Origin of the sequence: Paraburkholderia dioscoreae, assembly GCF_902459535.1 — a bacterium.
GTDB lineage: Bacteria > Pseudomonadota > Gammaproteobacteria > Burkholderiales > Burkholderiaceae > Paraburkholderia > Paraburkholderia dioscoreae.
The window spans coordinates 3,571,483-3,585,914 of record NZ_LR699553.1 but is presented as its reverse complement, the minus strand read 5'-3'; the positions used below and the strand labels follow the sequence as shown (position 1 = coordinate 3,585,914).

Sequence of the window (14,432 nt, the reverse complement as noted above, 5' to 3'; positions counted from 1 at the left end):
ACGGGAAATCGGTCGGGAAATTCCGTCGGGAGGGAAAAGGCAAATGGCGACCAGTAACGAACGCCTCAAGTCTTGGGGCGATTTCATCCGAGCAGTCCACGAAGGCAAGCGCGGCAATTACGGCCCCGCTCAGGAAATGGTTGAGCGGGTTCGTGGGCGGTTTGGCGATGCCGCGGCGGCAGCGCAACGGCGTGAGATTTGGCGACTGATTCAAGCAGGGGAACCGAAATGAGCATTGATGCGCTTGTGGCAGGGAAGTTGTGGAAGAACCCGGAAGAGAGGCGATCGAGCGCCGGCAAGACATTCGTCACGGCGAACGTCCGCGCCGCCGATGGCGACGGGGAAGCGCTGTTCGTCAACGTGGTCGCATTCAGCGACTCGGCAAAGGCCGCGCTGCTGGCTCTGGAAGACGGCGACAGCGTCTCGCTCGCCGGGACGCTCAAGATCGGCACGTATGAGGCTCGTGACGGGACGGTGAAACCGAACGTCAGCATGGTCGCGCAACAGGTTCTGACGACCTACCACGTGGCCAGAAAGCGCAAGGCGGTGGCCGATGCCTCCAACTCAGAGAGTAGGGCGGCGCGTGAACCTGCGCTGGCCGATGACAGCATTCCTTTCTGAGGTTTCCATGAGCACGAAAGAGCAGTCGAGCAAACCCGAATCGACCCGCGGGAAACGAGTGGTGGAAGTGCGTCAGATGCCAGGCGAAGCAGTCGACGCGACCATTTCAAAGACCGTGACCAGACCTGAGGTCGGAGCCGCTTCGGTGACGTCCTACTTCAATCCGCTCACATCCGACGTCGATATCAATGCCCTCGCTGCCGAAATGAGCCGGCAGACCAAACTCGTCAATGACGGAGATCTGGCTCGGGCGGAGGCGATGCTCATCAGCCAGGCCCATTCGCTGAACGCGATATTCAACGCGTTCTGCGGGCGTGCGGCACTCAACATGGGGCAGCATCTGCAGGCCACCGAGACCTATATGCGTATGGCGCTGAAGGCACAAGGCCAATGCCGGGCTACGCTGCAGACGCTGGGGGAACTGAAAGCCCCGCGCTCGATTGCATTTATCCGGCAGGCCAATCTCGCGAACGGGCCGCAACAGATCAACAACGGCGTACCGACCCCGCGCGGGGAAACACCGAATCTCACGAACGAACTTTTGGAGGCAGGCAATGGCGAATGGCTGGACACCGGAGCGGCGGGCACGGCAGGCGCAATTGATCCGGCAATGGCAGCCGTGGGCAAAGTCGACCGGACCGCGAAGCAAGGAAGGTAAGTCGGCGGCGTCACGCAATGCGTTGAAGCATGGAATGCGCTCGGCCGAGTGGGAGGCCCAGCAGAGAGCATTAAACGAGGCGATTCGGGAACTGCGGGATCGCCGCTGTGAGTTGTTTATCGATTAACGAACCAAGAATGAGGATCTGAAAAATGACACTTCCAGTCAGTGGGCCGATTTCCCTGTCCCAGATAGCCAATGAGGTCGGGCTTTCCCTTCCGGTTTCAATTAATCATCCGTGGCTGCTGAAGCTCATCAACAAACCAGGGTTGCCGGTGAGCTTCAGCGACTTTTACGGGAAGGCGGGGCGATATGATGGATCACTTCTATGTCAGTCCGAGGGCGGAAGTCAGGTCATCCAGTTTTCCTCGTCGCCGTGGTTCGGAGGCCAGCTGAGTAACTTGGTCGCGGTCCAGAACATCTTTACCGGGCAGTATTCGCTGATTCTTGGCTGCGCCAGCGCACCCAACTGGGGCGGGAACCTGTCGGTCAGAAATAACACGACCGGGGTTTCCATAGTCCTACCCAAAATGGATAGCGTCGATTGGGGACTGCAGGGTAGCAGCCCGGTTACGCCGACCAATTTACTCAGGCTAGGGAATACCGACAGCTTCACCGTCCTTCCATCAAATTGATCCGCATAGTGGGTGTCCGAGGTGGCGCAGCAACAGTCGCCATACTCGGCTCAGCAGACTCTAACGATATTTTCGCTATCCAGTTTCCGAACGCACAATGCGGCTGGAAAGGCCGCCGTACGTTTCACTGCGGCGGCGGACTTCGAGAATTTCTGAACGCCTTCCGGGCGCCTCTACGGATTTTCGCGAACCAGGGCTCGCCACCGGCTAAGCGAGTTCGAGGTGCTCAATCGGTCTCAATCCAATCTGGCAATCGGAATGCCGGCAATTTATCTTGGTAGCGCTCGTACGCTTCCTGAGCCGCTTTTTCAATCCGGTTTCCGCCCATCAGACCGTCATGGTGCGACTGCTCGATGATTGTCGATATTTGGCGCGCGGCGCTACGGATAACCGCATTGGTCTCATCGTCGCAGTCGACATAGCTCAGATAGCTTCTGAGGCTGTCCGTCGGGCTTTCTCGCCGTGGCATACGATTCTCGCGCATCAACTTCAAGAAAGCTTCGACCGCGCGTTTGCGGCCGTGAAAGCGCCATGCAAGGGCGGCGGTTACGTTATCTATCAGCCCATACACTAGACGCCCGCCAAGAACCACGATGATAGCGATTGTTAAATCGTGGTCGCTGCCTTTAATGATCCAGTTGAACCCATACGCCAAGATTGCGTATGGGATGAACGCAACCCCTGAAAACCACAGTTTCGACTGTGTTTCACTCATGACATTGCCCCCGATGCCGTCTCGTTTTATGCGGATGGTAAAGGATGCGTCGATAGCGTAGGCGACATCTGCGACATAAAAGCGGATGTGCCGCTGTGTGAAATCACGATTTCGGGCGGCGCGCTTCTCGCTGGTCTAGCTGTGGAATAAAACGCTTGATCGCGTTGCCGGCAACAGATCCATTGTCTAAGGTGATTCAGTACGTGGTACAGCGAGTGTTTCCGTACGAGCTCTGGCAATTGGTGACGACGGGTTGCGGACGTCTCAGAGAGTCGCTGAATCGCTGGAGGGCGTCACTGATCGCCTGCATCTTCTGGCGTTTCTGGTCCGCCTCAAACTCTTCCTGTTGTTGCTCCAGCGCTTCGTTTGCGATGCGTTCCTGCTGTTCCGCCCGTTCCTTGGCTTGTTTGGCTGCTGCGGCTTGGGCCTGCGCGCGAGATTGCAGAGCAGTGTTGTAGTTCACGAACGCCTGCAAGTTGTCCGAATCCGTAGCAATAAACGCGGCGTAGTCGATTTGTCCGGAATAGAGCGATGCCCGAAGCTTTCTCGAATTGGACACGAAAAGCGCGAACGCGTTGGCCGCTTCCCCGGTAAATTGGGCGCCAAACTGCTGCTCGCAGAACGACCGGTCCTCGTCATATGCGACGAGCGCCTGCTTTTCAGTCTTCGTCGGCTTCGAGTGATCGGCGAGCTGCTGCATCGTGGGCGACGTGATGACTTCGGGCAGCTTTGCCCGGATCGGATCTAGCCGCTTGTCTGCATGCGCGTGAGCCGTGCAGGCGTCGTCCGCAAATGATTCTTGCGCTGCAACCAGCGAGGCCGCGACCAGTAGCGTTGCCACAATCCGCTTTTTCATTTTGTTTCACCGATTCGCGAAGACCACTCGTCAGAACGAGAGAAGCGCTGCTATCCGTGTTATCGGCAGTTGGCCCCGAAAGATTTAGACCGGTCGCGCCTTGGGTGCATGTTGACGACTAACGACGCCCAACTATGTTCAAAAACGAACGGTTACGTACAGGTATGCCAAGGCATGTACGAAATATAGCTTGTAAACCTTTTGGACATGGCCTAACATTCGTACGTCAATTTCGTACATGTTGGGGCTCAAAATGTCACGTGTCTTCGCCTACTGCCGGGTTTCCACATCCGACCAAACGACCGAGAACCAGCGTCGAGAAATAGAGGCCGCCGGCTTTGCGATCGACAAGCGGCGGGTCATCGAAGAAGCGATCAGTGGCTCCGTTGCCGCCGCCGAACGCCCCGGTTTCGCCAAGCTCTTGGATCGGCTTGAACCGGCCGATGTTCTCGTGGTGACAAAGCTCGATCGACTGGGCCGCAATGCAATGGACGTGCGCGCGACAGTTGAGCAGCTGGCCGGCGCGGGTGTCCGTGTTCACTGTTTGGCACTTGGTGGCGTGGATCTCACGAGCGCCGCTGGCCGCATGACGATGCAGGTGATCTCCGCCGTCGCGGAATTTGAGCGCGACCTATTGATCGAGCGCACTCAGTCCGGGCTGCGCCGCGCGAAAGCGGAGGGTAAAACGTTTGGCCGCCCATCGGCGCTGTCCGCTGGTCAGCGTCGGGCCGTGCTTGACCGACTTGTTGCCGGGGAAAGCGTCGCCGCCCTTGCAAGGGAATTTTCGACCAGCCGCCAGACTATCATGCGTATTCGTAAAACCGGCGCCTGATCTTTTGGCTTGCCCTGCGACATTACGATGAGCCGTACCCGACTGTGGGCAAGCTTCTGACGATCCGGCGCTCGATCTCATCTCTGGTTGCCGATAATCCGCCGCGCGCCGTAACGTTTATGCTAATAGGGGGGGCTTTCCCATCCCCGCTCGTTCTTTATGGATTATCGAGCTTAAACAAGTCTGTTTCCGTCGAAACTAAGACTCGCTCCGTCAATCACTTCCAGAGTAAACGATATTTTTTGCATGGCGCCTACCATTACGCTCAGGCGTCCGGTGTTCCCGATTGGTCGAGTTTGTCTTACGCGAGGCGAGAAACGACATGAAAAGGACCATCTTTTTTGTAATCTTATTCGCGATTGCGTTAGGTAATGCATTTGCCCAAGAGTCAACATCGACCTGCTGCGGCAAAAACCGAACCGCGGTCGAAAGCCTCCAAAAATGGAGGACGAGCAGGAACGCGTCTGGGACAGCTGTCATTCTTTTGCTACAACGCCACTCTATGGGCAAGACAATTCTTACCCCGTATTACCTGCGTGGCGTCACGTACGACGAGGCTATTGCAATCGGTAGCCGCGCTGAAGGGTACTATTGGGTCGCCCCTTCGATCGCTTCATATGACGTGGTCCGTTCAGATGCCAAGTATCAGTTCATGCGAGTCTGTCCGGCCGACAATGGTTGCTCGTGCCCAAATGGGGGGAGTTGTTACGATCAGCCGAACGGAGGGTGTTTTTGCAACTGTGATTAGCGCCCTCATGAAGAGAACTGTCTCGCGGTTGTTGCTCGAAACGAAGATTGAATATTCGAAGCGCCGCCGAAGGATTCCGTTTAGTAGCCCGTGACGCGCCGACGTTGGCAACGTCACTTTGTAAAACCGGTCGCCAAACCAACGCCATCGCGAAAGTGAATGTGCGTCACTCTGTAAGCGCTCTCGTCACGTTGGGACCAGCGTGTGGCAACAGTCGTCCGACGACAAAAAGATCTTGCGAAGTTGCATTCGTCCAATTAATCTGTGCTCGCAAACCTCGCCTAGGTAAGGCATCGACAGTCTGCCGGGACATAAAACCGGCACATGAAATGTGAGCTCGTCCATGACGGGCGCGGTGATTGGATCACTGCAATTAACTGAGTTGGGCCCGACACCCAAAATCCGTCCGCGGTTTCGGGACGGCATGTGAAGACGCGCCGCCGTCAGGTGGTGCCGCTGCTTTCCGCGTTCTGCGGAAGGCTCACCCCGAAATCCGTTTGTTCCGTGAAACGCCGCATGCCGGCTATCAACTTGTGACGCGCGCTTCCCCAAGCGCCATCGCCACGCTTTGGCTCGCCCGCCCATCGCCTCGAATCGAGGCATCGGTCGGCGGCGCCGCGTGCGTGCGCCTAACTCGGTGTCCAGCAGTACCGGGCACCCATCAACTACCGCGGTCGGGCAGTGGCGCTCCCGATCGGTCGACAAAGCCAAATTCACGGAACAAACGGGGAGAGGTGTCCTCCCGCCGCGCGAGCGCTCTTATGGGCTCCGCGCGACGAGCTACGTCAGCTTGCTGGCGCAGAACACCCTCAATCTCACCAAGCCGGCGCTCGTGCCCCCGTTTGTTGTCTCCCTCGCGCATTTGCGCAGGTTCACCGTGGCCCATTGCGGGAGACGACTTGGGGTCGAGCGTCAGGACTGGACTGTCGGGGTACGCATGTCTCAAGAATCACTCACGGCCGACCTGTGCCGTGCTGCGCGACGGGCGCGCGGCAAACAGGGCAATCTGACCTACAAGGGGCGGGAGCAGGCGCTCGCGCGCTTCGCGGGCTTCCTCTGGAAGGGAGGATTCCAGATTCACACGACGGCGCAACTGAAGGAGAAGCACATCAGGGCTTGGTCAGCGGACATGGGCGCGCGCGGCTGCTCGAAACGCACGATCGCCAACAATCTGGCGCATGTGCGTACTGCCTTGGAAGGAATCAAACGTCGCCCGTTTGCAGACAAGATGAGCAACATGGAGCTTGGCATCTCGGGTGCGAGTCGCGCAGGCACCAAGCGCCCGATGAATCGCGAAGAGTTCGAACCATACCGCGCCGCCGTCGCGGCCATTGATCCGGGCATCGCAATTGTGCTGGAGTTGCAGCTTGAACTTGGTCTGCGTGCAGAGGAAGGTGTTCGGTGTGTCAAATCGTTGGCTGACTGGGAGAGGGCGCTTCTGAATGCTTTCGGCGACGGGCTGGTGACGATCATCCACGGCACGAAGGGCGGTAAGACTCGTCGCAGCCCGCCCTTGGACCGGCAGCGCGCCGCCGATACCGTGCGCAGAGCGATCGATCAGGCAAAGCGGTACGGCGGCAAGCTGGTACGCAAACCGCATCTACATCAGGCCATGAGCCGCTATCACTACTTGGCGACCACGGTTGGCATGACCGGCGAGCTGGCGCCACACAGTCTCCGGTACGCCTACGCGACCGAGCATCTTCAGCGGATGAAGGCGGCCGGCGTATCGCGGCGTGAAGCCGCTGCCGGCGTGTCGACGTGGCTCGGTCATGGCGACGGACGAGGTACGTGGGTTGAGCAGGTGTATGGCCGTGAAGCGCTTGCCGGCGGGGAGGCGTGAGATGCACAAGCACATCGATACCTTGCCGCTGGTGGGCCTCTCCCGCTGGGACCAAATTGCGCCGTTCGTGGGGGTGTCGCGGGAGACGTGGCGGAAGCGCTGTCTGGAAGGTCGCGCGCCGCAGCCGATACAACTGACGCAACGATGCACCGTCTGGCGGAATTGTGAAGTGCATAGCTGGCTTGCGGACCCGCTGGGCTATCGTGCGGAAAATACGGTGGCTGCCGGGTAGATCGCTAGGGCGATGTATTTGCGCTCGATAGGTCGGTGCCCATCGCGTGCTCGACGGCAACGGTTGAGTGGGAGGTCGTGCCGCTTGGTTGAAGGCCGTCAACGCTGGTTTCCCGTCACGCAGGAAAGCCCGCCCGCGCGAGCGTGTATTTGACGCCTACATCGAGGGCAGTGGTCAGAAGCGTTTTTGCAACTGCCAATGAACCGCTCTTCACAGCTGCCTGAATCTGTTCTCCGAGCGGAGCCGGATTGGCTAGTGCGTCGGGAACGAGCTTCAGTACAGCGAGGCCTTTCCCTGTGAGGACAGTTCCATGAAAATCACCCGCCAAGCTGGCTCCCTTCGTGCGCAGATAGCCTTCCTCCTCCAGCCACTTAACCGTCGAGAAGACAAAAGCCGCGTCGTCACGTGTGACGCCGCCGAACTGGTCCTTGGGAATGTCGAAATCTTCGGGGCCGAAATTGCAACCTTGGGGAAAGTACGAGTAAAGCATCGCGAAGGTTTCCGAGGCGATCTTGTTGAAGCGATCGATGTTTTCGGCGTCGGGCATTGGGAGCTCCAAAGCGTTTTGGTTTTTGCGAGAATGGTTGAAGATGAGACCGTCGCACGGCGACGGAAAACACTGACAGGTATCTCAAATGTGATCAGGCAGCCCGCCTATGCGGTTCCGGGTGCCGCACTGATCGGGATGATCTGCGCGCCAGCCTTGATTCCGTCAAGGTAGTCGGCCCACTTTTGCATCATCGCACGCCGCTCCTTGATGAATTTCGTGCGGTTGTACGCGCCGCCAAGGTTGTCGGGAACCGCATGGGCGAGCTGGTGCTCGATGACTTCTGGCTTTTGCTCCAACTCTTCATGGAGGATGGTGCGCGCCATTGCTCGGAAGCCGTGCCCGGTGATCTCGGTGCGGGTGTCATAGCCAAGCCGGCGCAGCGCGGCGTTGATCGCAGCTTCGCTCATTGGGCGTTTGCGATCGCGCGCGCCAGGGAACACATACTGGCCCGATCCGGTCAGGGAGTGGAGTGAGCGAAGAATTGCCACTGCCTGCGTGGAGAGCGGCACCAGATGCTCTGTCCTCGTCTTGCTGACGTGGTAGCGCCATTCGGCTTTGTCCAGATCGAACTCTGTCCACTCGGCCTGACGCAACTCACCGGGCCGGACAAACAGCATCGGGGCTAGTTTCAGCGCACAGAGCACCGGAAATGTGCCGTTGAAGCCATCGAACGCACGCAGCATTTCGCCCACTTTCGTGGGTTCGGTGATTGAGGCGAAATGGATCGTTTGGGCAGGCGGGATAGCGCCCATCAGGTCGCGCGCTGGGTCGGACTTGCAGAAACCCTCCTTGATTCCAAAGCGGAATACGCGGCTGATCTCGCCGCGCAGGCGGTGGGCCGTGAAGCGCGCGCCGCGGCTGTCGACTCGCTTTAGCGCGTCAAGGATCTCGGGCGCCTCGATCTCCGAGATGGGGCGCTTTCCGAGCCACGGGAAGGCATCATTCTTGAAGCGTGCCAGCGTTTTGTCGTACTGTGCCGATTCGACGTAAGGGCGGCGCTCATCCATCCATGCGAGGGCAACCGCTTCGAAGGAGTTTGCCGCTGCCAGCTTCGCAGCGCGCTTATCCGCTTTCTTCGCCTCACCGGGATCGATGTCCGATGCCAGCTTCTCACGAGCCGCGTCGCGCCGCTTGCGCGCTTCGACTAGAGACACTTCCGGGTACATGCCGAGCGCGAGGCTTTTCTCTTTCCCGTTGATGCGGTACTTCAGTACCCAGCGCTTTCCGCCCGCCGGAGTGATGAGCAGGAACAGTCCGCCGCTATCAAAGAGCTTCTGTTGCTTCTCGGCTGGCTTGGCACTGCGAACCGCGAGATCGGTAAGAGCCATGCATGGTGCTCCTTGCGGTGCTCGCGAGGGCATTTGCGGGGGTCTTTTTCGTTGCTCGATGGCCGGAACGACGGACAACCCCCGAAAAAACCCCTGAGCGGGGGTTGTTTTGGCTGGCAATCGGTGGGCATAGTTTGCAACAAAAAACCCCGCGAAGCTAGACTTGGCGGGGTTCTCTTGGTGTTGCTGGGTATTGCTTGGAGACTTGTTGGTGCCCAGGGCCGGAATCGAACCGGCACGCCTTGCGGCGGGGGATTTTGAGTCCCCTGCGTCTACCAATTTCACCACCTGGGCAGATCTTGCAGCGTACGCACCAGAACCCTGCGCGCAGCGAAGACGCAGATTATGTCCGAAAATTGAACGGCGGGCAAGCCGGTTGCCCTCAACCGCGTCGAAGCCTTCAGACCGTGCGGGAAAACCGTTCGAGCGTCTGCTGGCCGAGGTAACGGTCGAACACCATAGCGATGTTGCGCACGAGCATGCGGCCGGCCATTCGCACTTCGAGCTTGTCCGTGGCGAGCGATACCAGACCGTCCTGCTCGAAGCCGCGCAAACGTTCCAGCTCCGGCTCGAACGTCTCGGCGAAGCGGATGCCGTAAGCCGCTTCGAATTCATCGAAGCGCAATTCCAGGTTGCACATCAATTGCGTGATCACGTCGCCGCGCAGACGGTCGTCGGCGCTCAGGCGCACGCCGCGCCTGATGGCGAGCTTGCCTGAATCGATGGCCGCGGCATAGCCCGGCAGATCCTTGGCATTCTGTGCGTACACGTCGCCGACCTTGCCGATCGACGATGCGCCGAAACCGATCAGATCGCATTCGGCGCGCGTGCTGTAGCCCTGAAAATTGCGATGCAAGGTTCGCTGCGCTTGCGCGCGCGCCAGTTCGTCGGTGGGCAGCGCGAAGTGATCCATGCCGATGTACACATAGCCCGCGCCCGTCAGACGTTCGACCACGCGCTGCAGGATCGCGAGGCGGACATCAGGCGAGGGCAGCGTGGCGGGGTCCATCTGCCGTTGCATCTTGAAGAGCTGCGGCATGTGGGCGTAGGCGAATACCGAGAGACGATCGGGCGCGAGCTCGATCATCGTGTCGAGCGTGCGGCTGAAGCTCTCGACCGTTTGATGCGGCAGCCCATAAATCAGATCGACACCGATCGAGTGAAAGCCGGTGTCGCGCGCCGCCTGCATGACCGACGCGGTCATTTCGAGCGGTTGAATGCGATTGATCGCCTGCTGCACGACCGGATCGAAGTCCTGCACGCCGAGGCTCAGCCGGTTGAAGCCCAGCTTGCGCAAATGCGCGATCGTCTCGGGCGACGCTTCGCGCGGATCGACTTCGATCGAATACTCGGCTTCGGCATCGGGCAGCAGCATGAAGTGCTCACGCGTGGCCGCCATCAGTTCGGCCGTTTCGTCGTGCGACAGAAAGGTTGGCGTGCCGCCGCCCCAATGCAATTGCGATACCGGGCGCCGCGTATCGAAACACGCCGCCTGCAAGGCTATTTCGCGCTTCAGCTGGGCGAGGTACGGACGCGCGTGCGCGCGGTTTTTCGTGGCGACCTTATTGCAACCGCAGTAGAAACACACGGTGTCGCAAAACGGAATGTGGAAGTACAGCGAGAGATCCGTTGACGAGGCGCCCGGATCGGCGGCGGAGCGTAAATAGTCGGCGGGATCGAAATCGTCGCGGAACTGCAGGGCTGTCGGATAGGACGTATACCGCGGGCCGTTGGCACTGTATTTGGCGAGCAGGTCGGGGCGGAACAGCGAGTTGTCGTTGGACATGAGGGGCTCGAGGGCTGGCGGCCATCGAGGAAGAGGCGGAACCGGCGGTGATTCGCGAAACCGGATCGAACAGCGCAGACGCTTCTTGAGCATGGCCTTTCGGATCCCCCGAGTGTACGTGAGCGCGCGTTCGCGCGATTGCGTAAAAAGGTCGCATGGAATGCGGTGGCACAATGCGGGTCTGATAATGCATTGCCCGCTTTCGGGTTCGGGAAGAATGTGGTGAGCGAAGTGTCTGAAGTGTCGAAGCGTGTCGTGAAGGGCGAGCCTGCGTTCCATGTGGCCGGTCACGCGTGCCGCCCCGATTGCGGCGCGTGCTGTATTGCGCCGTCGATTTCGAGTGCCATTCCGGGCATGCCGAACGGCAAGCCGGCGGGCGTGCGCTGTGTGCAGCTCGGCGACGATCTGCGCTGTGCGATCTTCGGCCAGCCTGAGCGGCCGGCGTGCTGTTCCGGTTTGCAACCGCAGTTGGAAATGTGCGGCACGAATCGCGGCGAAGCACTCGCGTGGCTCACGCAACTCGAAGCCCAGACTCAACCGCGCGCGCGGCCGGATGTCCGCTGACGCCGCTGACAATACGCATGAGCGCACGCATGGCCAAAACGCCGCAAGCCGCAAACGAACAACGCAATTGCATGCCCGAACAGGTTTCCACAGGAGATTTCGCATGACTCGACCCGCTGCGCCGGCCCGGCGCCGCTTTCTGCTCGCCGCGCTGACCGGTTCCGGCGCGCTCGGCATCACCGTTTCGCTCGCGGCCTGTGCAACATCGACGTTTCCGTTCATTCCTTCGCACTACACGTTCTCTCAGCAGCAGGTGCAAGACGCGGTGCAGCGCAAGTTCCCGTATCAGCGCACGGTCTCGCAGGTGTTCGATATCGCGCTGACCAACCCCGTGGTCGGCTTCCTGCCGGATGCGAACCGCGTCTCGGTGAAGCTCGACGCCCGCTTCGCGAGTCCCTTCATGCCGCAGCCGGTGGACGGCGTGTTCATGCTGTCGAGCGAACTGGCCTACGACGCCGCCAGCAAATCGGTCGTGCTCAGGTCACCGAACGTCGACAACGTCAGCGTGAGCGGGCAGGCGCAGGCCTACACGCAGCAGATCAACGCCGCGGCGGGGCTGCTCGCCACGCAGTTGCTGACCAACTATCCGATCTACACCTTCAAGCCCGAACAGCTGCAATTTGCCGGTGTGAATTACGAACCCGGTACAATCACCATCCTTACAAACGGCATACGCGTGCAAATCGTCGAAAAATGACGTGGCGCGCGCGGCCGGCAGGGCCGCGCGATTCCACGCCGGCCCTGTTCGTTCCGACTATCTATAGCGATGAGGGGCACGGATGGACTGGCTATTGGCTTGCAAGGCGCTGATTCTGGGCGTCGTCGAAGGGTTGACGGAGTTTTTGCCCGTATCGAGCACAGGGCATCTGATCGTCGCGGGCAGTCTGCTGAACTTTACCGACGAACACGCGAAAACCTTCGATGTCGTGATCCAGCTCGGCGCGATTCTCGCCGTGTGCTGGGAATACCGCCGCCGCATCGGCAGTGTGGTGTCCGGCTTGCCCAGCCGGCCGGACGCGCGCCGCTTCACGCTGAACGTGATCATTGCCACGATTCCCGCGATCGTGCTCGGCCTGTTATTCGAAAAGACCATCAAGGCGGCGTTGTTTTCACCGGTGCCGGTTGCATTCGCGCTGGTGGCGGGCGGCGTGGTGATTCTATGGGCGGAGTCGCGGCAGCGCACCCGCGGCGAAACGGTGGCGCGCGTGCAGAACGTGGACGACTTGAGTGCGCTGGACGCGCTAAAAGTGGGGCTCGCGCAATGTTTCGCGCTGATTCCGGGTATGTCGCGCTCGGGCTCGACGATCATCGGCGGGATGCTGTTCGGCCTCGATAGGCGCGTCGCCACGGAGTTTTCCTTTTTCCTCGCAATTCCGATCATTTTCGGCGCGACGGCTTATGAACTGCATAAAGACTGGCATCAGCTTTCCGTCGATGCGCTCGGCACCTTCACGCTCGGCTTCGTGGCGGCCTTCATCAGCGCGTTTGCCTGCGTGCGCTGGCTGTTGCGCTATATCGCCGCGCACGACTTCACTGCGTTCGCGTGGTATCGGATCGGTTTCGGATTACTGATCCTGCTGGTCGGCTATAGCGGGGCGTTGAGCTGGACGGAGTGAGTGCCTTCGGTTTTCTCGAGCCGTGACAACATGACAAAAGGTCCGCATTCGCGGACCTTTGTCTGATTGGCGTGTGAGTCTCTGCGCGCGGTCTTACTCAGCGCCGCGTTTGCGGAAAACCAGATCCCATACGCCGTGCCCGAGCCGCAATCCACGGCGCTCGAACTTCGTCACCGGACGGTACTCCGGACGCGGTGCATAGCCGTCGGCGGTGTTTTTAAGCGACGGCTCGGCGCTCAGTACTTCGAGCATCTGTTCTGCGTAGTTCTGCCAGTCGGTCGCGCAATGCAGATAGGCGCCCGGCTTCAGGCGCGATACGAGCAGCGCGACAAACTTCGACTGGATCAGCCGGCGCTTGTGGTGGCGCGCCTTGTGCCACGGGTCCGGAAAGAAGATGTGCACGCCGTCGAGGCTGTCGGGCGCGATCATCTGTTCGAGCACTTCGACCGCGTCATGCTGAATGATGCGGATGTTCGACAGGTTCTGCTCGCCCATCAGTTTCAGCAGCGCACCCACGCCCGGCTCGTGCACTTCGACGCCGAGGAAATCGTCGTCGGGACGGTGCGAGGCGATCTCCGCCGTGGTCGCACCCATGCCGAAACCGATTTCCAGCACGCGCGGCGCTTCACGGCCGAACACGCTGTTCCAGTCGGGTTGCTGCGGCGCGAAGGGCACCACGAAGCGTGGGCCGAGGTCGTCCATTGCGCGGCGCTGGCCGGTCGAGACGCGGCCGGCGCGCGTGACAAAGCTGCGGATGCGGCGCCGATGCAGGGCTTCTTCCTGCGGCGGCGCGTCGCCGACGGGCTGGTCTTCGGCTTCTGGGGAGGGTGTCGGAAGTTGGTCCGGCAGGCCGGCGTCGTTTGGATCGTGGATCATTGTCGATGCTGCTACAAGGGTAAGGGCTTCGCGGTTTGCCTGGCGTGCTGCGCGGCGCGTGTCCGCGCTCGCGCCGTATGTAGGGCCGCGAGTTGCACGCCAGGCACCGGCAGGCGCCTCGCTTACGGACCGCGGCGCCGGGGGCCGCCCCTAGGACAAAAAAGCCGCCTTCATGGAGGCGGCTCGTGCTGGATTCTGCTGAAGGCATCAGCAGGAAGGTGGAGCGGGCGTTGCAAGTGCGCGTAAGGTAGCACACCCGAAAAGGATGCGTCCAGACGGAGTGCGGGTGGTGGCGACTAGGGGGAGGCGGTGCCACCATTGCGTTTAAATAGCGAAATGTATATTCGGTTGAGTTAATAAATTTGTAAGGTATTTCCCGGGGGCCGATTATTTCGGCAAATACCAATCATCAGCGCGTGAGTCGCTTGACTAAGCTGCAGATCGCACGCGGTTATACGATGCCAATCGAAAAGGCGCCGCCCGTTGAACTCGGCATGCATTCGAAAATGCCGAGGCACCCTCGGCTATTTCGCCGGCTGCTATAGCAATGCCGCGTCTGCTGGCCGGTTTGG

15 protein-coding genes and 1 tRNA gene are annotated in these 14,432 nt (G+C 60.1%); 9 read left to right on the top strand and 7 right to left on the bottom strand.

Translation table 11 applies throughout. The features are described 5' to 3' along the window. The first annotated feature begins 43 nt into the window (after positions 1–43). From PDMSB3_RS16130 to PDMSB3_RS16115, 4 genes are all read left to right on the top strand, one after another. A complete protein-coding gene (locus tag PDMSB3_RS16130) occupies positions 44–232 on the top strand; it encodes a hypothetical protein (RefSeq protein WP_165186921.1) in 189 nt (62 codons plus the stop codon). After that, positions 229–621, top strand: coding sequence for a single-stranded DNA-binding protein (locus tag PDMSB3_RS16125; RefSeq protein ID WP_165186918.1), 393 nt, complete (start codon positions 229–231; stop codon positions 619–621). The genes PDMSB3_RS16130 and PDMSB3_RS16125 overlap by 4 nt, the downstream gene beginning before the upstream one ends. 7 nt (positions 622–628) lie before the next feature. Continuing rightward, entirely contained in the window at positions 629–1,279 is a 651-nt protein-coding gene (locus PDMSB3_RS16120) for a hypothetical protein (protein WP_165186916.1), read from the top strand. A 152-nt stretch (positions 1,280–1,431) separates the two neighbouring features. Further along, positions 1,432–1,914: a hypothetical protein gene (locus PDMSB3_RS16115; RefSeq protein WP_165186913.1), complete on the top strand. Its 483-nt coding sequence runs from the start codon at positions 1,432–1,434 to the stop codon at positions 1,912–1,914. 226 nt (positions 1,915–2,140) lie between these two features. Here PDMSB3_RS16115 and PDMSB3_RS16110 read toward each other — a convergent pair whose 3' ends face one another. Both PDMSB3_RS16110 and PDMSB3_RS16105 read right to left on the bottom strand, forming a co-directional pair. Beyond that, positions 2,141–2,629 carry a hypothetical protein gene (locus PDMSB3_RS16110; RefSeq protein WP_165186911.1) on the bottom strand — a complete coding sequence of 163 codons (489 nt, stop codon included), beginning with the start codon at positions 2,627–2,629 and terminating at the stop codon, positions 2,141–2,143. Positions 2,630–2,825: 196 nt separating this feature from the next. Continuing rightward, positions 2,826–3,485, bottom strand: coding sequence for a hypothetical protein (locus PDMSB3_RS16105; protein WP_165186909.1), 660 nt, complete (start codon positions 3,483–3,485; stop codon positions 2,826–2,828). Positions 3,486–3,738: 253 nt separating this feature from the next. Between PDMSB3_RS16105 and PDMSB3_RS16100 the strand changes: the two genes are divergently transcribed. Both PDMSB3_RS16100 and PDMSB3_RS16095 read left to right on the top strand, forming a co-directional pair. Beyond that, positions 3,739–4,317, top strand: a complete 579-nt coding sequence (locus PDMSB3_RS16100) for a recombinase family protein (protein WP_165186907.1) — start codon at positions 3,739–3,741, stop codon at positions 4,315–4,317. A gap of 1,538 nt (positions 4,318–5,855) precedes the next feature. Then, on the top strand, positions 5,856–6,908 hold the full coding sequence (locus tag PDMSB3_RS16095) for an integrase domain-containing protein (RefSeq protein WP_232064213.1): 1,053 nt from the start codon (positions 5,856–5,858) through the stop codon (positions 6,906–6,908). Between the two features lie 347 nt (positions 6,909–7,255). Here PDMSB3_RS16095 and PDMSB3_RS16085 read toward each other — a convergent pair whose 3' ends face one another. From PDMSB3_RS16085 to hemN, 4 genes are all read right to left on the bottom strand, one after another. Continuing rightward, complete coding sequence (locus tag PDMSB3_RS16085) at positions 7,256–7,687, bottom strand: cell division protein FtsA (protein ID WP_165186903.1); 432 nt, start codon at positions 7,685–7,687, stop codon at positions 7,256–7,258. Between the two features lie 107 nt (positions 7,688–7,794). After that, entirely contained in the window at positions 7,795–9,018 is a 1,224-nt protein-coding gene (locus tag PDMSB3_RS16080) for a tyrosine-type recombinase/integrase (RefSeq protein WP_165186901.1), read from the bottom strand. Positions 9,019–9,227: 209 nt separating this feature from the next. Further along, positions 9,228–9,312: transfer RNA gene (locus PDMSB3_RS16075), tRNA-Leu, on the bottom strand. 106 nt (positions 9,313–9,418) lie between these two features. Further along, entirely contained in the window at positions 9,419–10,804 is a 1,386-nt protein-coding gene (gene hemN, locus PDMSB3_RS16070; RefSeq protein ID WP_165186899.1) for an oxygen-independent coproporphyrinogen III oxidase, read from the bottom strand. A 231-nt stretch (positions 10,805–11,035) separates the two neighbouring features. On the opposite strand from hemN, the gene PDMSB3_RS16065 reads away from it, so the two are divergent. The 3 genes from PDMSB3_RS16065 (at position 11,036) to PDMSB3_RS16055 (ending at position 12,984) form a co-directional block, all read left to right on the top strand. After that, complete coding sequence (locus tag PDMSB3_RS16065; RefSeq protein WP_084747912.1) at positions 11,036–11,368, top strand: YkgJ family cysteine cluster protein; 333 nt, start codon at positions 11,036–11,038, stop codon at positions 11,366–11,368. Positions 11,369–11,471: 103 nt separating this feature from the next. Further along, entirely contained in the window at positions 11,472–12,065 is a 594-nt protein-coding gene (locus PDMSB3_RS16060; RefSeq protein WP_007180658.1) for a DUF1439 domain-containing protein, read from the top strand. An 82-nt stretch (positions 12,066–12,147) separates the two neighbouring features. Further along, positions 12,148–12,984, top strand: coding sequence for an undecaprenyl-diphosphate phosphatase (locus tag PDMSB3_RS16055; RefSeq protein ID WP_007180659.1), 837 nt, complete (start codon positions 12,148–12,150; stop codon positions 12,982–12,984). A 93-nt stretch (positions 12,985–13,077) separates the two neighbouring features. On the opposite strand, the gene trmB is transcribed toward PDMSB3_RS16055, so the two are convergent. Then, complete coding sequence (gene trmB / locus PDMSB3_RS16050) at positions 13,078–13,860, bottom strand: tRNA (guanosine(46)-N7)-methyltransferase TrmB (protein WP_007180660.1); 783 nt, start codon at positions 13,858–13,860, stop codon at positions 13,078–13,080. Between the last annotated feature and the right edge of the window lie 572 nt (positions 13,861–14,432).